Source organism: Halohasta salina (genome assembly GCF_024178165.1).
GTDB classification, from domain to species: domain Archaea; phylum Halobacteriota; class Halobacteria; order Halobacteriales; family Haloferacaceae; genus Halohasta; species Halohasta salina.
Genome location: NZ_JAMZIE010000002.1, coordinates 221,510 through 244,088, shown reverse-complemented (window position 1 = coordinate 244,088; position 22,579 = coordinate 221,510). Strand labels below are relative to the sequence as shown.

Below are 22,579 nucleotides of genomic sequence, written 5' to 3'. Positions count from 1 at the left end.
CGAACTGTACTAGATAATAGGGGAAAACCGGAGATACATTCGCTCTATCTGTACATTCCAAATACATAAGACCAAAGTGAGGGAGTGTTTTTAGTATGGATATGGACCACCCAGGACCACCGCAGTTCCTCGCAGTCGGCGACAGCCTGCAGTTGGCTCCGCGGGATCCCGATCCCGACGCCGACTACGAGTGGACGATCAGTGAAGCACCGCTTGCGAGCGAGACATCCCTCGGCGACGACGCGGTCGAGGAGTTCGTCCCCGACGTCCCCGGCCGCTACACGGCGACGCTCCGCACCCCCACGGACCGATTCGATCTGACGATCCGCGTCTTCCCGAGCGACCGTCGACCGACCGGCGAAGGCTCCGGCGCGGGCCGCAGCGGCATGAGTGGCATGAGCGGCTACAGCGGCCAGAGCGGTTCGGCGCGACCCTTCAAAAGCGGCGGCGTCAGCGGCTCGGGCTCCGGCTCGGGCGCGCTCGGCGAATCCAGCGGCGAAGGCTCGGGTCGACCGCGCATCCGGCTCGATGCCGTCATCGAGGGCGAGGAGGCCGTCGTCACCGCCACCCCGACGCCCCATCCCGACTCGACGCGGGACCCCGATGACCTCGACGTGGAGTTCCTGCTGGACGACCGCGACGGCGTCACCGAAAGCGATGTCGCGATCGACGACCGCGAACTCCGGATCCCGCTCGACGTGATCGACGAGCAGGTCCGCGTCCACGCGGTCGCCATCGGCGAGAGCTACAGTGTCGCCGACACCGTCACCGTCGACCGGCTGGCCGAAACCGACCTCGCCACCGACGGCGGCGTCGCCACCACCGGCAGTTTCGGCGTCGAGCGTCCCAACGATCCCCCGGAGTGGGGCACAGACGTCACGCTCTACGAGATCTACGTCCGTGGCTACGCCGCGGACGACGAGGAGGCCGATACCACCTTCGAGGCCCTCGAAAACCGCCTCGACTACATGGAAGAACTCGGCGTCGACTGCCTGTGGCTCACCCCTGTCCTCCAGCACGACGGCGCACCACACGGCTACAACATCACCGACTTCTTCTCGATCGCCGACGACCTCGGCGACCGCGAGGACTACGAGTCGTTCGTCGACGCTGCCCACGACCGCGGCATGTCGGTGCTGTTCGACCTCGTCATGAACCACTCGGCACGAGACCATCCGTACTTCCAGGACGCCTACCAGAACCCCGATTCGGAGTACTACGACTGGTACGAGTGGCAGGACAACGGCGAGCCCGGCACCTACTTCGGCTGGGAGTACATCGCCAACTTCGACTTCTCGAACCTCGAAGTCCGCGAACACTTGCTTGAGGCGGTCGACGAGTGGGCCGAAATCGCCGACGGCTTCCGGTGTGACATGGCGTGGGCCGTCCCCGAATCCTTCTGGAAGGAGATGCGCGAGCGCGTCAAATCGAAAGACCCCGAATTCCTCCTGCTGGACGAGACGATTCCGTATATCGCGGACTTCCACGAGGGGATGTTCGACATCCACTTCGATACGACGCTCTACTTCACGCTCCGGCAGGTCGGCAACGGCCACCAGCCCGCCGAGTCGATCCTCGATGCCGTCGAGGGCCGCAAGCGCTCGGCGTTCCCGGACCACGCGGCCTTCATGCTCTACATGGAGAACCACGACGAGACGCGGTACGTCGTCGAGTGTGGCGACGCCGCCACCAAGGCCGCTGCGGGCGCGCTGTTCACGCTGCCGGGGATTCCGATGCTGTACGGTGGGCAGGAACTCGGCCAGCGCGGTCGACGCGACCATCTCGCGTGGGATCACGCTCGCGAGGAGATCCGCGAGCATTACGACGACCTGATCGAACTCAAGGAGAACCACCCGGCGCTCGGCGAGAACGGCGACCTCGAACGCATCGAGTACGAGGCCAACGACGCCGAGAAGGTCGTCGCCTTCGGCCGCGAGGGCGAGGACACCGAGTACGTCGTCCTCCTGAACTTCGGCGAGGGAACCGAGACGGTCGGCATCGACAAAACCGTCGACGCGACCGACCTCGTGACCGGCGACTCCATCGCCGCCGAGGAAGGCCTGACCGTCGAGGACGTCGCGGTCGTCGAAGTCGACGAGTAGACCCAGCACCACCATTTTAACCGGCTGACTAATGGGCCGACAGCCCACCGGCCGCTTTTATAAGGTGCCTACCGTGGCCCGATGACGACCTCGGGAGCGAATACGAGAAGCCCAATAAGACCGAGTAGCAGGAGGCTCGCCGTGAGACGCAACCCGCCTGCGGCCCGTCGTCGCTCCGATGGCAGTGATTCAGCGAACCCTGACAGCGCGAATCCAGTTGCGATAACGAGCGACTCGCCGGAGGAAACGTCGCGTAGAATGCCATAGTACATATAAACACTCAGAAAGACGAACGAGCCGGAAAACAGCATCGCTGCGCTGAGTCGACCCGCTGGCTCGCTGAACACGAACCGTTTGATCATCGAGGCCATACTCGTATCAGTCCCCGATAATACAAAAAATTGTCAATAACTCGTTTTAAACAGTGTATCGGTCAAAGCCGACAGCGGTCAATAGCTGCGAATATCGACGGCGTCGACGATCTGCAATCACACGAACAATTCCATCACGAATATCCAATAACTACATTACGGAGGTGTTAGTTATTATTTACAGTAGTAGTACTCAATCTGCATCAAACACGCCACTAACTATGCCCACTCCACAGCTCCAACCCCAACCGACCGCTGACAGACTCGATTGGCAGGCCGAAATCGAAGCCGACCATCCTCCCTTCAAGGCGGCCCAACGGATCGCCCCGCATCTCGGTGCACACCCACAGGACGACGGGACCGTCGCGGTCGGGTTCTGGACACCGGCTATCGTCGACGCCGGCATCCCCGAATCCGATGTCTACCTAGAGGTGTTCACCCCGACCGACGAGGTCGACCCCGCCGTCGAGGAGGCGACCACCGAGTTCGAACGCCACCGCGTCCCCTTGCGTCGACAGGGTGAGTACCACTGGGGCGTCATCGAGGGGCTACAGGTCGGGACGCGCGAGCAGTTGGGCTCGCTCTACCAGCTCGTTTATAAGAAGGACGGCCGCGAGGTGCCGGGCCGAGACGACAGCCTCGACCGCGACGGCTGGGGTGTGGTGCCCGATCCCCTGGCGGATTCGGTCCCCTTCGGCGTCTACGCGCCTGCCGAATGTTACGACACCGACCGGCTCGATGCCGAACGCGCCGATCGCGAGTATTTCGAGGCACTCGGCACCGACGACGAGCGCGTGTCGACCAGCGAGCACGACGGCCTGCCGCGGGTCGACCCCGCGGTCAGCATGCTCGAAATTCATCCCGGCACTGCAACGGAATCAGGAAGCCTCGCCGGGCTGGCCCGGCGCTACCGGGAGATCGGCCGCAAACAGGAGACTGGTGAGGCGCTGACCCCCGCCGAGCGCAACTTCGTCGGCTACGACGCGATCCAGCTGATGCCCGTCGAGCCGCTGACCCAGAACTACGGAAAACACGACTTCTGGGACCCGCTCGATCTCGACCGAAGTACGGATTCCGAGACGGTCGGCGTGCGAATCGGTCGACCAGACATGATCAACTGGGGGTACGACATCGTCATCTCCGCCTTCTCCGCGCCGAACCCCTCGGTCCTCGAAACTGGTCGACCCGACGAACTCGTCGACTTCATCGCCGCCTGCCACAACCTCCCCGACCCCATCAAGATCGTCTTCGACATCGCGCTGGGCCACGCCGACAACGGCGCGATCCCGCTGTTGGCTGACGACTTCTTCGAGGGGCCGGGGATGTACGGCCAGCATCTCGACTATCAGGAGCCTACGGTGCGGGCGATCTTGCTCGAACTCCAGCGCCGCAAGATGGACTACGGCGCCGATGGGATTCGCGTCGACGGCGCGCAGGACTTCCGCTACTACGATCCCGAGCGCGACGAGATGATCCACGACGACGAGTTCCTCGCCGAGATGGACGCCATTACGCAGGAGGTCGCTGGCACCGAGTACCGCCCGTGGATGATCTACGAGGACGGTCGACCGTGGCCACAGGAGGACTGGGAACTGGCCTCCTCCTATCGGAGCCTGATCGAACAGCATCCCCACTCGTTCCAGTGGTCGCCGGTCACGTTCGCCCACAACACGCCTGCGCTGCTCACGTTCTGGGCGACCAAATGGTGGCGCGTCCGCGAGGTCGCCGACTTCGGCAGCCAGTGGCTGACCGGCGTCGCCAACCACGATACCGTCCGGCGCGGCACGCAGGTCGCGGTCGGCGACAGTTGGGACGTCCCACAGGAGAACCCCAACCTGGGCGACACCCTCCCCGAAACCCTCGATGCGGCCTACAACAACCCCGCCTCCTCGATGCTGTTCCACTGCATGCTGCCGGGCGTCCCGATGGACTTCCTCAACGCCAACATGCGCGGGCCGTGGGGGTTCATCCGCGACACTGACGGGACATGGAACGTCAAGGTCGTCGCCGAGGAGGCCTACTTCGTCGACTGGCAGCTCACCGAGGAGGCCTTTGCCGACGACCGCTTCTTCCCCCGACTCAAATCGCTCGGATTCGAGAACAAAAGCGAGCTCCGCGGGTTCGTCCGGTCGCTGCTCAGCGCGGTCGACGCCACCGACTACGACCTCGACGCGATGGCGCTCCTGCTGTCGTCGATGGGAACGCCGATGGGCGACGACCTCACGTACAAAGATCTCAAGGAGTTCGGCAAAGCGTGGATGGCGGACGTCCACGAGTACGCCAACCTGAGCCACTGGGTCGACGAGCAGGACGACGACCGGACCGCCTTCGATCTGGGGGTCCGATCCTTCCGCCACGAGCGGCCGTGGCTCCGCGACGATGTCGCCGACAGCGAGACCGGGACCGCCGCCGATCCGACCAGCGAGTCGCTCGAAACGTTCGACTACCGCCACCCGACCGAGGGGACGGTGCTCTACTACGGCCTGCGTGAGTCGCCTGCGGGCGACGAACAACTCTTGTTCGCGGCCAACATGGAGGGCCAACCGGTCGACGTCTCACCCGAGATTCTCGCCGACGAGATTCCGAACCTCCCGACAGAGGGTTGGGAAGTCGCGCTGGCAGCGCCGAGTGTCGACGCCGAAGTGGGCGAGGCCGCAGCGACGGTCGAGTTGGTCGACAGCGGGGCCGTCGTCTGGCGACGCGAGCCCTGATCGCTCGACAGCGGCGACTGACAGGGTCGACGGCGGCCGTTCTACGTGGCAGCCTCACATACGACGGGAGAGCCGCGTTTTTCAAGTAGTCCCGCCCAATATCAGTTGATAACTGATGAGCGAGGACTTCTACGAGGCGCTCGGGGTCTCCCGTGATGCTTCCGAAGACGAGATCAAAAAGGCCTACCGAAAGAAGGCGGCCGAGTATCATCCCGACGTGAGCGATGATCCGAACGCCGAGGAGAAGTTCAAGAAGATCGAGAAAGCCAAGGAGGTCCTCACAGACGAAGAGAAACGCCAAGCCTACGACCAGATGGGCCACGACCGCTTCGAGCAGGCCGAAAAACGCGGCGGCTTCGACGGGCAGGGTCCCGGCGGCGCTGGCGGCTTCGGCGGCGGTGGCATGGGCGGTATGGGTGGCGGCGGTTTCGAGGATATCTTCGAGCAGTTCTTCGGCGGCGGTGGCGGCCGCGGTGGCCAGCGGCGCAACCAGCCCCGACAGGGCCGGAACCTCCGGACGTCGATGGAGATCACCCTCGAAGAGGCCTACCACGGTACCGAAAAAGAATTCACCATCACCCGCCCCGAAACGTGTTCGGACTGCAACGGCGAGGGCCACCCACCGGACGCCGAGGTCACGACCTGCCGTGAGTGCGACGGCACCGGACAGGTGACCCGCGTCCAGCAGACCCCCTTCGGCCGCGTCCAGCAGCGCTCTACCTGTCCCCGGTGTGGCGGCGAGGGCGAGACCGCCGACAAGCAGTGTTCGACCTGTGGGGGGGACGGCATCGTCGACTCCGAGGTCACGCTCACCGTCGAAGTGCCCGCGGGGATCAAAGCCGGCCAGACGCTCCGGATGGACGGCGAGGGTGCGCCCGGCGAGAACCGCGGGCCGAACGGCGACCTGCTGATCGACATCGAGATCGCCGACCACGACACCTTCGAACGCGACGGCGACGATCTCTACTACAACCACGCGATCTCCTTCCCGCAGGCGGTCTTCGGCGACACCGTCGAGATCCCGACCCTCGACGGCACCAAAAAGATGGAGATCCCCGAGGGCACCCAGAGCGGCGAGCAGTTCCGCCTCCGCGGCGAGGGGATGCCCCGCTTGCGCGGCCGGCGTTCGGGCCACCTGTTCGTCACGGTACAGGTCGTCACGCCCGACTCGCTGAACAAGGACCAGCGGGAGGCCCTCGAGAAGTTCGCCGAGGCCGGCGGCGAGGAGGTCGACGTCTCGGAGGGCTTTTTCGAGAAGATCAAAAACAGTTTCTGAGCGGTCGACTGCTGATCCCAAGCCGTTGATATCGGGCTCGATAGCGGCTGTTGTGGCCTATTTCACCGGAAACGCGGTGTCTGTGGGCTCCGTTGGCACGCGCCAGCGACAACGGGGTGTTTTTGCGTCGGTGTGGCCTACATCCGCCATGGACGCGGCTGTACTCGGTGACCTGTTGGGGCGCGACGAACGACGGAGCCAATCCGCGGTCGCGGTGCCGGCGGTCGACCGCGCGATGAGCTACCACGACTTCATCACCACCGCCTACAAGTCGGGCAACGCCCTCCGGTATCTGGGGCTCAGCAGCAACGCCCGACTCGCGGTCGACCCCGCACTCCGTCCGGAACCCCTGCTGGCCTTCCTCGGGGCGGCCCAACTCGGCGCCGCCACGACGTTCGATCCGACTGCCGAGGCACGGGTGCGACTCGTGGCTGTCGACGACGAGGCCGACTACGAGTCGTTGGAGGGACGCCTCGCGGTGTTCGGCGGCCCACCCGAGGCCACGGCGACCACTCACTGGGAACAGGAGGTCTGGAGCGAGAACCCCGCCTTCCCGCCGACGTCGGTCGACCCCGAGGCGACGGTGCTCGTCGACGGCGACGACGAATACAGCCATCGGCGGCTGCTCGAGATGGCCGAAGCGGTGATCAAGGAACTCTCGCTCACGCAGGGGTCGCGGCTGGCGATTCGGACGCCGCTGTCGCGGCCCGAAACGATCGGCGGCGGGCTCCTCGCCGCGCTGGCCGCGGGCGCGACCGCCGTCTTCGCCGACGATCCGACGACCCCGGTCGACGCCGAGGCGGCGCTCGTCGCAGCAGCGAGCGACGAGCCCCCCGAACCGAGCGTCTATGCGGTCGACGCGCTGTCGCCCTGATCCGGTAGGCGATTACAGCCCCAGCAACCGACCACGACTATTAAAGTGTCCGCTGGTCGAACCGTTCGGTGAACGATCGCGTTCTATGTCACCCTCTTCCCAGCGGACGACCGACGACTCGCAGCCGGCGATTCGCGCCACCGATCTCACCAAACAGTTCGGCTCGACGACCGTCGTCGACGGCCTCGACCTGAGCGTCGACTCGGGGACTGTCTACGGTTTTCTCGGGCCCAACGGCGCGGGCAAGACCACGACGATGCAAATGTTGACGACGTTGACCGCGCCAACTGCCGGCGAAGCCGAAATCTTGGGCACGCCCGTCAACGACCGCGACGGCGTCCGCTCACAGCTCGGCTATCTCCCCGAGGAGCCGCCGGTGTTCGACGAACTCACCGGCCGCGAACAGCTCCAGTACACGGCCCGGCTCCGGGATATTCCGCCGGACGAGGCCAACCAGCGGATCGACGAGTGGCTCGATCGGTTCGATCTCGACGCCGACGCCGACCGTCGGATCGACGACTACTCGAAGGGGATGCGCCAGAAACTCGGGTTGATCGTGGCGGTCCTCCACGAGCCGGCGGTCGTCTTCCTCGACGAACCGACAAGCGGCCTCGATCCGCGGGCCGCCCGGACGGTCCTCGACGTGATCGCCGAACTCAGCGCCGCGGGCCGGACGGTCTTTCTGTCGACCCACATCCTTTCGGTCGTCGAGGAGTTGGCCGACACCGTCGGCGTGCTGTTCGAGGGCGAACTCGTCGCCGAGGGGCCGCCGGCCGAACTCACTGCGCAGGTCGACGCTGTCGGTGACGCCGGGGGCGAGACCGACGGCACGGCCGGCACGCTCGAAGACGTGTTCCTCGCGGTGACGACCGACGCGGCGGCCGGGACGAGCGGCGGAGCGGTCGACCGGGCGGCCAACGGTCGGTCGACCAGCAGCGACGGGTCGGCCGACGCCGAACGTGGGCCGACGACCGACAGCGAAGGCGAGTCGGCGGTCGACGAGCCGCCTGCGGGCCGGTGAGCATGTCGGTGACGCTGGGCCGGACACGATCGATCGGCCGAACCGAGATCCGCCGCCGCTGGCGGTCGCTGCGGGCCCAACCGGCCCAACTCGCCGGGATGGCGCTGTCGGTGCTGTTCCTGCTGCCGGTTGCGATCGGCCTCCCCGTGGCGGCGTACTTCGGCGGAGGGATACTGGCCGAGGGTTCGATCGGCGCGCCGGTCGACGGCACGCGCCGGGTGGCGGTCACGATCTGGCTGGCGGCCGCGGCCTTCGGCGGCTTCCGGGGGTATACGATGCTGCTCGATCCCGACTGCCGGGACGGCCTGCTGACGACGGTCTCTCACGGCCAGCTACTGGCAGGACTGCTGGCTGCCGAGGCGGCGTTGTTCGGCCTCCCGGCGCTGTTGGTCTGTTCGGCGGCCGGAGCCCTCTTCGCCGTGAGTGCTGGCGCGCCGCTGGCCGCGCCGGCACTGCTGGTCGCGGCCGCGCTGTTGCTGTCGACCGGGTTCGGAACCGGGCTGGCGGTCGTCCTACTGTTCAAAAACGCTGGCGTACGCTCGCGGCTGCTCGCCCGACTCCGAACGTTAGCGTTCACAGTGCTGTTCGCGGCCTACATGGGCGTGTTTCTCACCCAGTCGGTCGGCGCGGTGCTGGATCCGCTCTACTGGCTGTTCATGCCGACGCCGATCGGCTGGCTCGGCGAGATCGTCCTCGTAGCGATGGGGATCGAGGCCTCGACGCTGCTGGCCGGCAGTGCAGTCGTGGTCGGGGTCACCGGCCTCGCTGTCGGCACGCCGGTGCTTGGGCAGCTGACGGCGTGGCTCTGGTACGCCGACGGGATCGAAACCGAGCACTCGGCGTCGTCGGTCGGCGCCGGTCGACTCGGGGGGCTGCTCCCCGGACCGATGGCCGGCGTTGTGACCGTCGACTGGACGCGGGCCCGCCGTGCGCCGGTGTCGATCTCGTATGCCCTCTACCCGCTGTTCTTCCTGTTTGTGCCGATCGCCGAGACGATCGAGACCGGCCGGGTCGGCCGGCTGTTGCCGCTGGCGCTTTCGGCCTGCGGGCCGTGGATCACGGGCGCGCTGTTCACGCTCAACGTCGTCGGCAACGAGGGGTCGGTGCTCCCGTCGACGCTGCTGGCTCCGAATCCCGGCCGGGCGCTCGTCGGTGGCCACATCGCCGCGAGCGCGCTGGTCGGCCTCCCGCTGACCGGGGTGGCGGTCGCGGCCACCGGGCTCGTGAGCCCGCTGTCGGGCGCGGCGGTCGCGACGCTGACGATCGGCAGCCTGCTGGTCGCCGCAACCGCCGGCCCGATCGCCACCGGGATCGGCGCGCTGCTGCCCCGCTACGAGGCTGTCAGTGTCTCCCGGAGCAGCGAGGCAGTCATCCCGAGCACGTTCGCGTTCGGGATCTACTCGGTCGTGATCGGGATCGTCGCGCTCCCCTTGGTGGTCGGCCACGTCTCGGCCGTCGCCGGCTTCCTCGCGGTCCCCCCGGTGGCGATCGCCGCTGTCGGCATCGGCGTCTCGACCGTGGTGGGTGCGGTCCTCGGCGCGGTGTCGACCGGCTACGCGATCCAGCGTGTCGACCGGTTCAAGTTCGACTGAATCGGGAATACGATCGCGCGCCGGCACCTCAGCCGACGACTTTGAAGAAGAGCCAGCGGAAACCGCCGAGCAGGACGCCAGTCAGCAGGAGCGTGATCAGGACGAACGCGACGGCCAGATTCCCGGGAAAGACGGGCGTCCAGCGCAGGCCGAATCCGACCAGCGCCGCCAGCACCCACGCCCGGATGCCGAGTGGGATCGCCGCCTTCGCCGACTCGGCGGCCCCGGCCGAGTAGGCCCCGATCACGAGGGCGGCGGCGGCCCAGCCGATCAGGAACGGCGCGTAGACGCCGGCCGCGCGCTCGGGGCCGAACGTCGAATGTTGGATCATTCCGATGGTCAGTACACCGAGGATCGCCAGCAGATCCCCGACTGCAAGCGGGAGGGCGGCCGAATCGACGCGTCCTTCGAGTGCGGACATGGTCGACGGTTCGACTGACTGGTAAAATCTCCAGTGATTCGGCGCGACGATCCGTTTTATATTCGTGCCGACGAAACCGGAGACCACAATGGCTGACGACGCGTTTTCGGTCTCTTGGACCGATCCCGACTACGTCGCCGCGGTCGTCGGCGTCCTCGCGGTCGGCGCGCTCGTCTTCTACAGCGCGCTGGTCGACGGCACGCCCACCGTCGAGACGGTGCTGTTCGTCCTTCTGTGGGTGACGGTACCGACTACCGTCGCCTACGAGATCGCCCGGCGGCTGGACTGATCGTCACTCGTCGACCGACGGCACGCTGCCGACGACCGTATACTGGAAGCCGCCGTCCAGCAGCGCAACGTCGAACCCGGCGTCGGCCAGCAATCCGGCCAATTCGTCGGGCGTCCGGAACGTCGACCCCATGCCGATGGCGTGTTCGGCGCGGACGAGCCCCCACCCCAGCGGGTGGCTCGGGTCGAACTCCCGGACGACGAACACCCCACCGGGTCGGACCACGCGGGCGACCTCTGCGACCACGGTCGCGTGGTCGAGCATGTGGTGGAAAGCGTCGACCACGATCGCGGCGTCGACTGCGTCGTCGGCCAGCGGCAGTTCTCGGGCGTCGCCCTGCACCGCGCCCAAGGGACCGACCGGGCCGCCGTCCGCCGGGCGGCCGAGCCGCCGACCGGTTTCGTCGGGTTGGCGACTCCGGGCGCGCCGAAGCATCGGCCGGGAGACGTCGACGACGGTTCGCTCGGGGGCCTCGACGGCGATCGTCGCCCGGCCGCTGCCGCCGCCGAGATCCAGCAGGTGGTCGACCGACCGCTCGGCGCGGGCCAGCCCCGCGGTCAACGCCGCCTGGTCGGCTGCGGGCATCACCAGATCGTACAGTGGGGCCAGCCGGTCGAAGAACCGAACGTCGCCGAGTCCGTGCATAGGAAGCGTTTCGGGGCCGGGATGGTAGCTGTTTCGCGGGATCGCCAGCGGTTTCCGTCGGCCGGTCGACCTCGGGCCATGCGACTCAGCGTGATCGGAAGCGGCTCGGAACTCGACGCGTCGACGGCTGCCGACGCCGAGGCGGTCGGCCGGCTGGTGGCCGAACGCGGGCATACGCTCGTCTGCGGCGGGATGGACGGGGTGATGGCGGCGGCCTGCCGGGGGGCCCGGGCGGCCGGCGGCGAGACGATCGGCATCCTCCCGGTCGACGACCGCGCGGCGGCCAACGACCACGTCACGACACCGATCGCCACCGGGATGGGCCACGCCCGAAACGTGCTCGTCCCGCTGAACGGCGATGCCGTCATCGCCATCACTGGGGCCGGCGGCACGCTCTCGGAACTCGGCTTTGCGGCCGTCTACGACCGGCCGGTCGCCGGCCTGCGAACCCACGACCTGCCGTGGATCGAGTCCGTCGACACCCCCGAGGCGGCGGTCGACTACGCCGAGGCCGTTGCCGAGCCGTAACCGCCGCCCGTGGGCGGGCTTTCAGTGCTGAGAATCGGGACAACAGACTTAGGCGGGGATGGAATCTGGTCGGCGTATGCAGCGACGAACGTATCTCGGGCTCGCGGCGACCGGTGTAGTCGGGGGATTGGCCGGCTGCACGTCGGCCAGCGACGGTCGGGAGTTCCCGCCGTACCCCGACAGCGAGACGATCGAACGCTCCGGCGACGGCCCCGGCGTCAGCGAAGCCTTCGAGATCACTGGCGGCGGCCCGACGCTGATCGATATGGAACACGACGGTGCCGACAACTTCACCGTCACACTCGACCGTGCCGACTCGGTCGACGAGGACTCGGCCGATAACGCCACCGACACCGAGGACGGCGATTCGGAACCGACCGACAACGAGTCCGTGACCGGAAACACCTCTAAGACGGGCAACGCTACCGTCACCGCGGGCGAGACAGTCGACGAGGGGGAGGCCTCGGAGGGACCGAATCCGGTGACGACCGTCGCGACGGCGGTCGGTCCCTACGACGGCCGGTCGCTCCAGTTGATCGAAACGGGTGAGTACGTCCTCCGGATCAGAGAGGCCGACGCGTCGTGGTCGGCGACGATCTACGATCTACCGGTCTACGAGGACGGCGTCGGAACCGAGCCACCGATCGAACGCGAGGGCGACCAATACGACGTAATCGGGCCGATCGACTTCGGCGAGCAGTCGTCGACCGAGTTTTCGTTCTCGGTGAGTGGCGAGGGCTTCCACCGGGTCTTCCTCACCGACCGCGAGGGCGAGGAGTCGCTGACGGTCGTCAACCTCGACGGTGAGGGCGAGGAGACCGTCTCCCAGCAGATCGCTGGCGTGGGGTACGTCGAGATCCTCTCGTTCGGCTCGTGGAGCTTCGAACTGTCGACCTAGCGGAGGTCGGTCAACAGTGCGTCGATCGCCGCGATCGCCGCGTCGACGTCGCCGTCCTCGCGGGCGGTCCGCCGCAGTTGGTCGAACCGCTCGGCCAACTCGTCGACTGCCTCGTCGGCGAGCCCACGAGGGTCCAACACCGGCACGCCCTCCAGTTCGTTGGGTTCGATCTTGTCCATCCCCGAGGCGTAGGTCCGGCCCGACCGCCGGACGACCTCGCTGGCGAACTCGCTGTTGAGGTAGGCCAGCAGGGCGCGCCGCTCGGCGTCGGTGAGGTCGACGTCGAAATACAGGCCATGAAGGTTGCTCAGCGTGCGCGCGTCGGTCCGGTTTTCGATAAACCGGCTCCCGCCGCGGCTCATGTAGGTGACGACCACGGGTGGGAGATCCCGCCGGTCGACGACGTACCACGGGCTCCGGTGGCGGGCGAGATAGCCGTCGTGGGCCGCCACCTCCTCGGAGAGACCGTGGCGCAGGTAGTCGACAATGCCGCTATCGGCCTCGTTCGTCTCGTCGTCGGTCCCCTCCGCGTACGCTGCGAGCGTCCGATCCGTCCCGGTCTCGGTCGGTTGGATCCCCGCTGCATCGGCGTCGAGGTCGGTCAGGTGGTACAGCACCCAGACCTCGTGGCCGGCCTCGCGGTCGGCCTGCCAGTCTTCGGGGGTGTAGTCGTACCCCGGCACCCGTCGGGCGTTGCGGACGATCTTCGAGAGGTATCGCTCGTCGATGTTCCACTCGTCGACCTCATCTCGGGTGAGACAGTAGTAGTCGTTCTGCCCGGTTGCGATCCCCCGGGTGACGGTCGCCAGTTCCGACAGCGGAACCAGATCGCCCGTCTCCACATCGAGCGGATCGAACAGCCCGGTCCACTTCTCGGCGGGATCGAGGTCGGCCTGCGGGACGACGTTGATGAATCCCCAGTCGGTCTCGCCCTCACGGTCGCCGTCGATGGCTGCGAGGAGGTCGGCCTCGCTCGGCTCACTGTCGACGCGGACGATCCGGGTCAGCACCGAGGGGTCGCCATCCGGCTGTTCGAGAAAGCTCACCAGACTGGTCGTCAGTGCCTCGTCGAACTTCGAGTCGTCGTCCCGGTCGAACAACACGAGTGCCCGGATGTCGAACTCGGCGGCCAGAAACCGCTTGAGTGGTTCGCCGTAGCCGGTTTCGAGGAACTCGCTGGGGGTGATAAACGAGAGCCGGCCGCCGGGCGCGAGAAAGTCGGCGGCGTGGTAGTAGAAGTAGGCATACAGCGGCGACAGCGCGCTGACCGTCCCGTCGACCGTCGCTTCGGCCTGCCTGTTGATCCGCTCTTTGTAGCCGGGATCGAGTTCGTGGTGCCGCGAGTACGGCGGGTTCGAGATGACTGCCTCGACCGGCCCGACGTCGTCGGGGTCGAGATCGAGGAAGTCACCGACGCGGAGACTGTGTGACCCGCCGTGATCCAGCAGGGCCAACGAGGTCGCGGCCATCACGACCGCGAGGTCGTTGAGGTCGACGCCATGGATATCGGCCAGCGGCGGCTGGTCGATCGCTTCTTGCTTGCGTCGGTAGGCCGCCGCTGCCAGCGCTCCAGCACCCATCCCCGGATCGAGAACGGTTTCGTCGCCGTCGTCGATGAGCCACGCGGCCATCAGCTCCGCGATCGCCGGCGGGGTGCGGAACTGGCCGAGTTTCCGGCGGGCCGACTGGGGGGTGATCGATTCGAACAACCACCCGATCCGCTCGGCCGGCTCGTCGGCCGCCAGCAGGTCGTGGCGCGCGGCGAGCAGGTCGGCGAGGGCGTCGGTCTCGACGACGCCGGCCACCCGGTCAAGGACGTACTCGGAAAAGGCCGGATCATCGGTTTCCGCGCGGGCAGTCTCGAAGGCGGCTCGCGGGTCGGCCGGGAACTCGGGCAGTCGACCCTGCCGGTGGTAGCGTTCGTACAGCGTCGACTTCAGGAGGGTATTGAAAGCGGCCTGCCGGGCGACGATCTCGTGGGGGTCTGCGAGTCGGTCGAGGCCCTGCCGCTCGCACCACGTCTCGATGGCGGCATCGAGGTCGGGATCGACGCCGGCCGCGAGTGCGGCCGCGATGTGGCTCGCGGTCGACGTGATCGCGGTCTCGGGGTGGGTCGGCGCGGGCATTCGTCACTGTCGTCTTCGGCGACCAGTACAAAAGGACGTTCCCATTGGTCGACGGCAAAACAGTAAGGTAGGTTGAATAGAAACCGGACAGTGGTGACACCAATGAGTGAGACGGATTTCGTCACGCGAATCGAGTCCGGGGCCGTCCAGACCCAGATGGGCGAGTACAACGACGTGCCGGTCGAAATCTACCAGAGTTGGGTCAAGGTCGACGCCGACCCCGGTATCCACTGGATCCCGCGGGAGAAGGTGACCGAGGTCTTCGACGGCGAATAGTTCGGGCGGATTCGAACCGCGGTCGCTCCGTACCGTCGCTCCCTGCTTCGAATCCGCGTCGTGGCTACTACTGCTCGCTTCCGCTCGCAGAAGATAGTCCCGGGCGGATTCGAACCGCCGTCATAGGCTCCAAAGGCCCATATGATTGGCCACTACACCACGGGACTCCATCTACAACTCGGGCTACCGATTTACATAGTCCTTTCTTTTCACTCTGGTCAGGGCTACCCACAGACATACACTCGTTCCGCCCGACACGCCAGTCATGACCCCCCGATGTCCGGACTGCGGTGTCAGTCTCGAACGCGCCACACCCATGACGGCCCTCGACCGCGAGAAAGTCCGGCTCCGCACCGATGAACCCCGCGAGGGCATCCTCGGCTCGCTCGGTGCGAAAGAGACCCTCGACGTCGCCGCCTACATCTGCCCCGAATGCGGCCTCGTTCGGTGGTACGCCGATGTCGACGACTGAACCCACAGCGCATTTAGTGTCACCGACGAAGCATTGGGTATGGACCTCGAACGTGTTGGCGTCCTGCTGGTGGGTGTCGGGCTTGCGGTGGCACTGCTGTCGGCGGTCGCCTTCGGGTTCGTCTGGGGGTCGACCGAAGTGTTCTGCGAGGACCACGACCCGAGCTACAGCTTCGCCGGCGTCGACGGGGCTTCGATCCAGTACGCCGACGGCTGCAATACCCACTCGGTGAACCCGCTGGTTACCAGCGGCGCGCTCCTCGCCGTCGCTGGGGTGGTTGTCGGGGGCGGTGGCGTTCTTCGCGAGTGGTCGACCGCCGACTGAGCCACTATTTCACGAGTGTCACGCGCACGGGCGACCGGAAGACGACTGCCTCGGCGACGCCGCCGACCAGCGTCTGGGACTCGCGATCCCGGCCGTGACTCCCGAGGATGACGTGGTCGACATCGGTCTCCTCGATGTAGCGGACGATCTCGCGGTCGGGTCGCCCCACCCGCGTTTCGGTCGCGAGGTCGGCGTCGTAGTCGGCGGCGGTCTCGCGGGCGGCTTCGAACAACTCCGCGGCGTAGGCGTCGGCGCGGTCGTACCACTCGTCGCTGCCGTGCCGCGGGCTGTCGTAGGCGTCGACGCCCAGCGAGACGTAGCTGTACCCCGGTTCGGTCGGGTCAATGACGTGCAGTAGCCGGATCGTCGACTCAGGGTGCTCTTCGAGGGCGACCGACAGCGCCCGCTCGGAGAGCGGTGAGCCGTCGACCGGGACCAGTATCTCTGATGCCATACGGCCCTCTTCGGGCCGTGGCCCCAAAGGCCCAGTTCAGCGACACCGGAGAGTCATACCGCGCCGACTGTCACCCCGTCGACAGCACGAAACCGACGGGATTTAAGCGTCTGTCACGCCGCCGTATGGACGTATGAGACTTCACGAGTATCAGGCAAAGGAAATCTTTGCGGACGCAGGGATTCCAGTACCTGAATCTCAACTTGCTGACAGTGTCGAGGGCGTGCTCGACGCCGTTGCCGAAATCGGCTATCCGGCAGCGATCAAGGCACAGGTCCACGTCGGCGGCCGCGGGAAGGCCGGTGGGATCGAGATCGCAACCAGTGAGGACGAAGCCCGCGAGGCCGCCGAGTCGATCCTCGGCATGGACCTCAAAGGCTACACCGTCGACAAGGTGCTCGTCGAACAGGGCGTCGACTTCGTCGACGAGTACTACGTCGGCGTGACGATGGACCGCGGTGCGGGCAAACCGGTCGCCATGGTCTCGACCAAGGGCGGCGTCGATATCGAACAGGTCGCCGAGGACGACCCCGAGGCTATCGCCCAAGAACACATCGACCCCGCCTTCGGCTTGCATCCCTACCAGGCCCGGAAGGTCGTTTACGACGCCGGCGTGCCCGCCGAATACGCCCGCGACGTGTCGTCGATCCTCTCGACGCTGTACGACCTCTACGAGTCGAACGACGCCAGCGACATCGAGATCAACCCCGTGATGATCACGAGCGACGACGACGTGATCGCTGCGGACGCCGTGATGAACATCGACGAGGACGCGCTGTTCCGACACCCGGACCTCGCCGAGATGGAGGAGGACTCCTACCAGAACGATCTCGAACGCAAGGCCGGCGAGTACGGCTTCGACTACGTTCGGCTCTCGGGTAACACGGGCATCATCGGCAACGGCGCGGGGCTCGTGATGACCACGCTCGATCTCGTCGACTACTACGGCGGCACACCGGCGAACTTCCTCGATATCGGTGGCGGCGCGAAAGCCGAGCGCGTGGCCAACGCGCTGGATATGGTCTTCTCCGACGAGAACGTCGACAGCGTCGTCTTCAACATCTTCGGCGGGATCACCCGCGGTGACGAGGTCGCGAAAGGGATCAACGAAGCCCTCGAACAGTTCGACGAGATCCCCAAACCCGTCGTGGTCCGCCTTGCGGGGACCAACGCCGAAGAGGGGATGGAGATCCTGAACACCGACCTCGTGCAGGTCGAAGCGACGCTGGCGGACGCGGTGCAGCGTGCAGTCGAGAACGCATCGGAGGTGGCCCAATGAGTATTTTCGTCGACGACGACACCAGAGTAGTTGTACAGGGTATCACGGGCGGCGAAGGGAAGTTCCACACCCAGCAGATGCTCGACTACGGTACCAACGTGGTCGCGGGCGCAGTGCCCGGCAAGGGTGGCCAAGAGGTCGAGGGCGTCCCCGTCTACGACACCGTCGACCAGGCGGTCGAAGCCGAGGACGCCAACGCCTCGGTGGTCTTCGTCCCGCCGGCGTTCGCGGGCGATGCGATCTTCGAGGCTCTCGATACGGATCTCGACCTCGTCGTCGCGATCACCGAAGGCGTGCCGACCCAAGACATGGCCAAAGTCAACAAACGACTCCGTGAGGTCGACACGAACCTCATCGGCCCGAACTGTCCGGGCATTATCACGCCGGGCGAGGCCAAACTCGGCATCCTGCCGGGCAACATCTTCGAATCGGGTAACGTCGGTCTGGTCTCCCGGTCGGGGACCCTCACCTATCAGGTCGTCTCGAACCTCACCGACCGCGGGATCGGCCAGACGACGGCGATCGGTATCGGCGGCGACCCGATCATCGGGACGTCGTTCGTCGACGCCCTCGAAGCCTTCGAGGCCGACACCGACACCGACGCGGTCGTGATGTGCGGTGAGATCGGTGGCGAAGACGAAGAGCAAGCAGCAAAGTATATCGCCGAAAACATGGACACGCCGGTCGCGGGCTTCATCGCCGGCCGGACCGCCCCGCCGGGCAAGCGGATGGGCCACGCCGGAGCCATCGTCTCCGGCTCCGGGACGGGAACGGCCGAATCGAAGATCGACGCGCTCAACAACGCCGGCGTCCCGGTCGGCGACACCCCCGAGGAAGTCGCCGACGCGATCGAAGACTTCCTGTAGCCGGTATCCTTCGGACGCTGTCGACCACCGTTTCGCCCTGATCGGACCGCCTGCTCGTAGCTATCCGATACACGTCAACTATTCCCCGCCAGCGGACGTTCGGTAGGTATGCCAATCCCATTCGTTGGTTCAATTGTTGCCTTTGTTATTGCCCTCCTCATCGGCGGCCTTGCCATCTACCTCAGTGCGCGAGTCCTCGTCGATGTCGACGACTACGGCCGCGCGGTCGTGACAGCGGTTCTCGGCGCGGTCGGCTGGGCATTTACCGCGTGGATTCCGCTTTTCGGCCCCGTGATCGCGCTGGTCGTCTGGGTCGGCGTCATCAACTGGCGGTACCCCGGCGGCTGGACGAAGGCCGCGATCATCGGTGCCGGGGCGTGGATTTCGGCGCTCCTCATCCTGTTCGTCGTCAACACCGTCCTCGGCCTCGGGATCGGTGCGTTCGGCGTGCCCGGTGCGTAAGGGCCGACGCCAGCCGCTGCCGGCTGCCGCCCGTCTCGCACGCTCCGACCCGTATTTCTTGCTAACGTCACATTTCTGGAGTCCTACTGCCGGATCGTAAAGCGATTAATAAAAGTACTCTACTCCGAGAACGAATAGCAAGACAGTGTTAGTGGCGAGTCGACCGGTCGTCACATCACTGAACCTAATGGGTACGCCACCGTGAACAATCAATCGGACCACCAGTCGACGGACGGGCAGATGGTCGAGTACGGAATCGAGGAGAAACCACCAACGGGTCAGTCGATAGCGCTGGGGCTCCAGCATTATCTGACGATGATCGGGTCGAACATCGCCGTCCCGCTCGTGTTGGCGGGCGCGATGGGGATGCCAGCCGACGCGACTGCGCGGCTCGTCGGCACCTTCTTCGTCGTTTCGGGGATCGCCACGCTCGCCCAGACCACGATCGGCAACCGCTATCCACTGGTTCAGGGGGCCAGTTTTGCGATCCTCGCACCCGCGCTGGCCATCGTTGGCGTCGTCGCCTCCTCCGGCGGCGGCTGGGAGACGATGATCGTCGAACTCCAGGGTGCGATGATCGTCGCGGGCGCGCTCCAGATACTCATCGGCTATCTAGGGCTGTTCGGCTATCTCAAACGGTTTCTGAGCCCTGTCGTCATCGCACCGATCATCGCGCTCATCGGACTGGCCCTGTTCGACGTGCCACAGATCACCGATCCCAGCATGCAGAGCCTCTGGCTCTTCGGGCTCACACTCCTGTTGATCATCGGCTTCTCGCAGTATCTCAGCGAGACCAGCCGGATATTTAAACTGTATCCAGTCCTGCTCGGGTTGGCCAGCGCGTGGCTCATCGCCGCCGTGCTTTCGGTAACGGGAATCATCCCCTCGGATTCAAGCGCGTTCGTCGACCTCAGCCGGGCCACCGAGACGAGCCTGCTCCAGCCGATCGTCCCATTGCAGTGGGGCATGCCGCAGTTCACCCCGGCGTTCATCGTCGGTATCTTCGCGGGCGTCGTCGCCTCGATGATCGAGAGCTTCGGTGACTACTACGCCGTCGCCCGGATCTCCGGCGAGAAGGCCCCGAGCGCCCAGCGGATCAACCACGGCCTCGGCATGGAGGGGATCGGCAACGTCTTCGCCGGGCTCATGGGCACCGGCAACGGCTCGACCTCTTACTCCGAGAACATCGGCGCGATCGGGATTACGGGTGTGGCCTCCCGCTACGTCGTCCAGGTCGGTGCGGTTGTCATGCTCATTGCGGGCTATCTCGGCGTCGTCGGTGGCCTCGTGACGACGATCCCGAGCCCCATCGTCGGCGGCCTCTTTCTCGTGATGTTCGCCCAGATCATCGGTGTCGGGCTCTCACAGCTCCAGTACGTCGACCTCAACGAGAACCGCAACGTGTTCATCATCGGCATTACCCTACTCAGCGGGCTGTCGATCCCCTCGTACGTCTCGAATCTGGCCGGTGATTCGGGGGCTGCGGCCATCCAAGCACTGCTCGCGGAGGTGCCCGTCGCGGGTGTCGTTCTCGGGACCGAACTCGTCGCGCAGACCGTGTTCGTCGTCGGCACGACCGGCATCGCGGTCGGCGGGATAATCGGCTTCCTGCTGGATCTCACGATTCCAGGAACCCCCGAAGGCCGTGGGTTGACCGCGTGGGAAGACCTCACCGAAGACGATGAAGACTTCGAGGCCGTCCACGACCGGTATCTCTCCGGAGAAACACCAAAAACGGGCGACGACTGAACGGGCTGAACTACTTTCTGTCGGTTGTTTATAAGTAGTCGTCGACTACTGGACTCACCTACGGCTGTATCAGCTATTTATAAATGGAAGTCGACCACTGGCGGCTGCTTCTTGGAAATGCGTGATTTCACTCACTGGCTTTAGACACTCCTTCGTTCCACTCAATCGTGTCTAAAATCGCGCGAACTCGCTACGCTCGTTCGCTGATTTCCGGCATTCCCTCACTCTGTTCAGTCATGCCGGAAACACCGCATCCCGGTGAACACCATCGCCATCCCGTGTTCGTCGGCGGCCTCGATCACGTCCTCGTCGTTCACCGAGCCGCCGGGCTGGATCACGGCCTCGATACCTGCTTCGGCGGCGGCCTCGATCCCGTCCGGGAACGGGAAGAAGGCGTCCGATCCCATCACCGCACCCTCCGCGGTTTTGCCGTCGGCGTCACGCTCGGCCTTTTTGGCCGCGAGCTCGACGGCGTCGACACGCGAGACCTGTCCGACGCCGAGGCCCACCGTCTCGGTGCCGTCGGCGAAGATGATCCCGTTTGATTTGACGTGTTTGAGCGTCTGCCACGCGAATTTCATCGTCTCCAGTTCCTCGTCGGTCGGCTCGCGTTCGGTGACGACTTCGAAGTCCTCGATCGCGGGATCGCCGAGATCGCGCTCTTGGACGAGCCGTCCACCGACAAGTGGTTTTTCAGTTAGGCGCTCGCTAACCTCGCCGAGTTCGCCTACGTCGAGCACGCGGAGGTTCTTTTTATCGGTGAGCACGTCGAGGGCGGCGTCGGTGTAGCCGGGGGCGACGACGACCTCCTTGAATGAGTCGACGACCTGCTCGGCGGTCTCGGCGTCACACTCGCGGTTGAGCGCGACGATGCCGCCGAAGGCGCTTTTGGCGTCGGTCCGCAGCGCCTTGTCGTAGGCCTCGGCGATCGAGTCGGCGGTCGCACAGCCCGCGGGGTTGGTGTGCTTGATCACTGCGGCGGCGGGCTCGTCGAACTCCTTGATGAGATTCAGCGCGCCGTCGGCGTCATTGTAGTTGTTGTACGATAGCGCCTTCGCGCCCTCGTTGAGCTGCGGCGCGGAGACGACACTCGCCTCCTCGCAGGTGGCGTCGGCGTAGACTGCCGCATCTTGATGGGGGTTCTCGCCGTATCGGAGCGTGTCGGCCAAGTCGTCGGAGACGAGTCGACGCTGCGGAAAGTCACCGCCGGTGTCACCGTCGATTGCGACCGTTTCGGCCTCGTGGTCGACCGTCACCCGATCCTCGGCGAACCACCGGACCGCTCGCGGATACGCCGTGAACTCGGCCTCGTAGAGCACCCGGCTTTTGAGGTCGTCGGCTTCGTCGTCCTCGTAGACCGGGACGGCCTCTTGGGTGACGATCGGTCCAGCGTCGACCTCCTCGGTGACGACGTGGACCGTACAGCCGGTCATTCGGACACCGGACTCCAGCACCTGCTCGTGGGCGTCCATGCCGGGGAACGCCGGGAGTAGGGAGGGGTGGATGTTGAGCGTCGTGGGGGCGTTGTCGACGAACTCCTCGGTCAGGACTCGCATGTAACCGTCGAGACAGACGATGTCGAAGTCGTAGCTGTCGAGGGTATCTAGGATGCGCTGCTCGTGGGACTCACGCGACTCGCCGTCCTCGCGGGCGACGACCTCGGTCGGGATCCCGCGCTCGGAGGCACCTTCGATCACGGGGGCGCCGTCCTCGTTCGTCAAAACGATCGACAGCTCCGCACCGCCCGGGGCGCGGTCGGCGATATGCAGCAGGTTTCGGCCGCGATTGCTGGCTAAACCGGCGATTTTGACCATACGTGGGCCACCCACGGCGACCGAAAAAC

At 65.8% G+C, this 22,579-nt stretch carries 22 protein-coding genes and 1 tRNA gene; 16 read left to right on the top strand and 7 right to left on the bottom strand.

Annotated elements, in window-relative coordinates; translation table 11 throughout:
* Positions 1-101 precede the first annotated feature (101 nt).
* Complete coding sequence (gene malA / locus NKJ34_RS05245) at positions 102-2,102, top strand: alpha-amylase MalA (protein WP_253737225.1); 2,001 nt, start codon at positions 102-104, stop codon at positions 2,100-2,102.
* A 68-nt stretch (positions 2,103-2,170) separates the two neighbouring features.
* Here the strand turns inward: malA and NKJ34_RS05240 are convergent, their stop codons facing one another.
* Complete coding sequence (locus tag NKJ34_RS05240; RefSeq protein ID WP_253737224.1) at positions 2,171-2,473, bottom strand: DUF8011 family protein; 303 nt, start codon at positions 2,471-2,473, stop codon at positions 2,171-2,173.
* 221 nt (positions 2,474-2,694) lie between these two features.
* Between NKJ34_RS05240 and gghA the strand changes: the two genes are divergently transcribed.
* The 5 genes from gghA (at position 2,695) to NKJ34_RS05215 (ending at position 9,947) form a co-directional block, all read left to right on the top strand.
* Complete coding sequence (gene gghA / locus NKJ34_RS05235) at positions 2,695-5,184, top strand: glucosylglycerol hydrolase (RefSeq protein WP_253737223.1); 2,490 nt, start codon at positions 2,695-2,697, stop codon at positions 5,182-5,184.
* Between the two features lie 115 nt (positions 5,185-5,299).
* A complete protein-coding gene (gene dnaJ, locus NKJ34_RS05230) occupies positions 5,300-6,460 on the top strand; it encodes a molecular chaperone DnaJ (RefSeq protein ID WP_253737222.1) in 1,161 nt (386 codons plus the stop codon).
* 148 nt (positions 6,461-6,608) lie between these two features.
* Complete coding sequence (locus NKJ34_RS05225; RefSeq protein WP_253737221.1) at positions 6,609-7,334, top strand: acetyl-CoA synthetase; 726 nt, start codon at positions 6,609-6,611, stop codon at positions 7,332-7,334.
* 85 nt (positions 7,335-7,419) lie between these two features.
* Complete coding sequence (locus NKJ34_RS05220; RefSeq protein WP_253737220.1) at positions 7,420-8,355, top strand: ABC transporter ATP-binding protein; 936 nt, start codon at positions 7,420-7,422, stop codon at positions 8,353-8,355.
* Positions 8,352-9,947: a hypothetical protein gene (locus NKJ34_RS05215; RefSeq protein ID WP_253737219.1), complete on the top strand. Its 1,596-nt coding sequence runs from the start codon at positions 8,352-8,354 to the stop codon at positions 9,945-9,947. Before NKJ34_RS05220 ends, NKJ34_RS05215 begins: the two co-directional genes overlap by 4 nt.
* A gap of 28 nt (positions 9,948-9,975) precedes the next feature.
* On the opposite strand, the gene NKJ34_RS05210 is transcribed toward NKJ34_RS05215, so the two are convergent.
* Positions 9,976-10,368 carry a DUF3054 domain-containing protein gene (locus tag NKJ34_RS05210; RefSeq protein WP_253737218.1) on the bottom strand — a complete coding sequence of 131 codons (393 nt, stop codon included), beginning with the start codon at positions 10,366-10,368 and terminating at the stop codon, positions 9,976-9,978.
* Positions 10,369-10,456: 88 nt separating this feature from the next.
* Here NKJ34_RS05210 and NKJ34_RS05205 point away from each other — a divergent pair, with 88 nt between their 5' ends.
* A complete protein-coding gene (locus NKJ34_RS05205; RefSeq protein WP_253737217.1) occupies positions 10,457-10,657 on the top strand; it encodes a hypothetical protein in 201 nt (66 codons plus the stop codon).
* A gap of 3 nt (positions 10,658-10,660) precedes the next feature.
* On the opposite strand, the gene NKJ34_RS05200 is transcribed toward NKJ34_RS05205, so the two are convergent.
* Positions 10,661-11,302 (bottom strand): class I SAM-dependent methyltransferase, encoded by a 642-nt coding sequence (locus NKJ34_RS05200; RefSeq protein WP_253737216.1) that lies wholly within the window; start codon positions 11,300-11,302, stop codon positions 10,661-10,663.
* A gap of 78 nt (positions 11,303-11,380) precedes the next feature.
* Between NKJ34_RS05200 and NKJ34_RS05195 the strand changes: the two genes are divergently transcribed.
* A complete protein-coding gene (locus NKJ34_RS05195; RefSeq protein ID WP_253737215.1) occupies positions 11,381-11,830 on the top strand; it encodes an SLOG cluster 4 domain-containing protein in 450 nt (149 codons plus the stop codon).
* 76 nt (positions 11,831-11,906) lie between these two features.
* Positions 11,907-12,728, top strand: coding sequence for a hypothetical protein (locus NKJ34_RS05190; protein ID WP_253737214.1), 822 nt, complete (start codon positions 11,907-11,909; stop codon positions 12,726-12,728).
* Here NKJ34_RS05190 and NKJ34_RS05185 read toward each other — a convergent pair.
* Positions 12,725-14,854 (bottom strand): HsdM family class I SAM-dependent methyltransferase, encoded by a 2,130-nt coding sequence (locus NKJ34_RS05185; protein ID WP_253737213.1) that lies wholly within the window; start codon positions 14,852-14,854, stop codon positions 12,725-12,727. The genes NKJ34_RS05190 and NKJ34_RS05185 overlap by 4 nt on opposite strands.
* A gap of 102 nt (positions 14,855-14,956) precedes the next feature.
* Here NKJ34_RS05185 and NKJ34_RS05180 point away from each other — a divergent pair, with 102 nt between their 5' ends.
* On the top strand, positions 14,957-15,130 hold the full coding sequence (locus NKJ34_RS05180; RefSeq protein WP_253737212.1) for a hypothetical protein: 174 nt from the start codon (positions 14,957-14,959) through the stop codon (positions 15,128-15,130).
* Between the two features lie 94 nt (positions 15,131-15,224).
* Here NKJ34_RS05180 and NKJ34_RS05175 read toward each other — a convergent pair.
* Positions 15,225-15,297 (bottom strand) — tRNA-Gln (locus NKJ34_RS05175).
* A 98-nt stretch (positions 15,298-15,395) separates the two neighbouring features.
* Between NKJ34_RS05175 and NKJ34_RS05170 the strand changes: the two genes are divergently transcribed.
* Together NKJ34_RS05170 and NKJ34_RS05165 are read left to right on the top strand one after the other, a co-directional pair.
* Positions 15,396-15,602 carry a hypothetical protein gene (locus NKJ34_RS05170; protein WP_253737211.1) on the top strand — a complete coding sequence of 69 codons (207 nt, stop codon included), beginning with the start codon at positions 15,396-15,398 and terminating at the stop codon, positions 15,600-15,602.
* Between the two features lie 39 nt (positions 15,603-15,641).
* Positions 15,642-15,926: a hypothetical protein gene (locus NKJ34_RS05165; protein WP_253737210.1), complete on the top strand. Its 285-nt coding sequence runs from the start codon at positions 15,642-15,644 to the stop codon at positions 15,924-15,926.
* A gap of 4 nt (positions 15,927-15,930) precedes the next feature.
* Here NKJ34_RS05165 and NKJ34_RS05160 read toward each other — a convergent pair whose 3' ends face one another.
* Entirely contained in the window at positions 15,931-16,380 is a 450-nt protein-coding gene (locus NKJ34_RS05160) for a universal stress protein (RefSeq protein WP_253737209.1), read from the bottom strand.
* A 133-nt stretch (positions 16,381-16,513) separates the two neighbouring features.
* Here NKJ34_RS05160 and sucC point away from each other — a divergent pair, with 133 nt between their 5' ends.
* From sucC to NKJ34_RS05140, 4 genes are all read left to right on the top strand, one after another.
* A complete protein-coding gene (gene sucC, locus NKJ34_RS05155) occupies positions 16,514-17,659 on the top strand; it encodes an ADP-forming succinate--CoA ligase subunit beta (RefSeq protein ID WP_253737208.1) in 1,146 nt (381 codons plus the stop codon).
* Positions 17,656-18,525: a succinate--CoA ligase subunit alpha gene (sucD, locus tag NKJ34_RS05150; protein ID WP_253737207.1), complete on the top strand. Its 870-nt coding sequence runs from the start codon at positions 17,656-17,658 to the stop codon at positions 18,523-18,525. The genes sucC and sucD overlap by 4 nt, the downstream gene beginning before the upstream one ends.
* Before the next feature lie 108 nt (positions 18,526-18,633).
* Entirely contained in the window at positions 18,634-18,987 is a 354-nt protein-coding gene (locus NKJ34_RS05145) for a hypothetical protein (protein WP_253737206.1), read from the top strand.
* A gap of 240 nt (positions 18,988-19,227) precedes the next feature.
* Positions 19,228-20,736, top strand: a complete 1,509-nt coding sequence (locus NKJ34_RS05140) for a uracil-xanthine permease family protein (RefSeq protein ID WP_253737590.1) — start codon at positions 19,228-19,230, stop codon at positions 20,734-20,736.
* A gap of 230 nt (positions 20,737-20,966) precedes the next feature.
* Here NKJ34_RS05140 and purH read toward each other — a convergent pair whose 3' ends face one another.
* A complete protein-coding gene (gene purH, locus NKJ34_RS05135) occupies positions 20,967-22,550 on the bottom strand; it encodes a bifunctional phosphoribosylaminoimidazolecarboxamide formyltransferase/IMP cyclohydrolase (protein WP_253737205.1) in 1,584 nt (527 codons plus the stop codon).
* Positions 22,551-22,579 lie beyond the last annotated feature (29 nt).

Bases quoted from the DNA above. Each gene is read 5' to 3' on its own strand.
- NKJ34_RS05170 (WP_253737211.1), top strand. From the start codon at position 15,396: ATGACCCCCCGATGTCCGGACTGCGGTGTCAGTCTCGAACGCGCCACA.
- NKJ34_RS05220 (WP_253737220.1), top strand. From the start codon at position 7,420: ATGTCACCCTCTTCCCAGCGGACGACCGACGACTCGCAGCCGGCGATT.
- NKJ34_RS05210 (WP_253737218.1), bottom strand. From the start codon at position 10,368: ATGTCCGCACTCGAAGGACGCGTCGATTCGGCCGCCCTCCCGCTTGCA.
- NKJ34_RS05145 (WP_253737206.1), top strand. From the start codon at position 18,634: ATGCCAATCCCATTCGTTGGTTCAATTGTTGCCTTTGTTATTGCCCTC.
- NKJ34_RS05195 (WP_253737215.1), top strand. From the start codon at position 11,381: ATGCGACTCAGCGTGATCGGAAGCGGCTCGGAACTCGACGCGTCGACG.
- sucD (WP_253737207.1), top strand. From the start codon at position 17,656: ATGAGTATTTTCGTCGACGACGACACCAGAGTAGTTGTACAGGGTATC.
- NKJ34_RS05225 (WP_253737221.1), top strand. From the start codon at position 6,609: ATGGACGCGGCTGTACTCGGTGACCTGTTGGGGCGCGACGAACGACGG.
- NKJ34_RS05205 (WP_253737217.1), top strand. From the start codon at position 10,457: ATGGCTGACGACGCGTTTTCGGTCTCTTGGACCGATCCCGACTACGTC.
- NKJ34_RS05165 (WP_253737210.1), top strand. From the start codon at position 15,642: ATGGACCTCGAACGTGTTGGCGTCCTGCTGGTGGGTGTCGGGCTTGCG.
- malA (WP_253737225.1), top strand. From the start codon at position 102: ATGGACCACCCAGGACCACCGCAGTTCCTCGCAGTCGGCGACAGCCTG.
- gghA (WP_253737223.1), top strand. From the start codon at position 2,695: ATGCCCACTCCACAGCTCCAACCCCAACCGACCGCTGACAGACTCGAT.
- NKJ34_RS05185 (WP_253737213.1), bottom strand. From the start codon at position 14,854: ATGCCCGCGCCGACCCACCCCGAGACCGCGATCACGTCGACCGCGAGC.
- NKJ34_RS05140 (WP_253737590.1), top strand. From the start codon at position 19,228: ATGGTCGAGTACGGAATCGAGGAGAAACCACCAACGGGTCAGTCGATA.
- NKJ34_RS05160 (WP_253737209.1), bottom strand. From the start codon at position 16,380: ATGGCATCAGAGATACTGGTCCCGGTCGACGGCTCACCGCTCTCCGAG.
- NKJ34_RS05200 (WP_253737216.1), bottom strand. From the start codon at position 11,302: ATGCACGGACTCGGCGACGTTCGGTTCTTCGACCGGCTGGCCCCACTG.
- dnaJ (WP_253737222.1), top strand. From the start codon at position 5,300: ATGAGCGAGGACTTCTACGAGGCGCTCGGGGTCTCCCGTGATGCTTCC.
- NKJ34_RS05180 (WP_253737212.1), top strand. From the start codon at position 14,957: ATGAGTGAGACGGATTTCGTCACGCGAATCGAGTCCGGGGCCGTCCAG.
- purH (WP_253737205.1), bottom strand. From the start codon at position 22,550: ATGGTCAAAATCGCCGGTTTAGCCAGCAATCGCGGCCGAAACCTGCTG.
- NKJ34_RS05240 (WP_253737224.1), bottom strand. From the start codon at position 2,473: ATGGCCTCGATGATCAAACGGTTCGTGTTCAGCGAGCCAGCGGGTCGA.
- sucC (WP_253737208.1), top strand. From the start codon at position 16,514: ATGAGACTTCACGAGTATCAGGCAAAGGAAATCTTTGCGGACGCAGGG.
- NKJ34_RS05190 (WP_253737214.1), top strand. From the start codon at position 11,907: ATGCAGCGACGAACGTATCTCGGGCTCGCGGCGACCGGTGTAGTCGGG.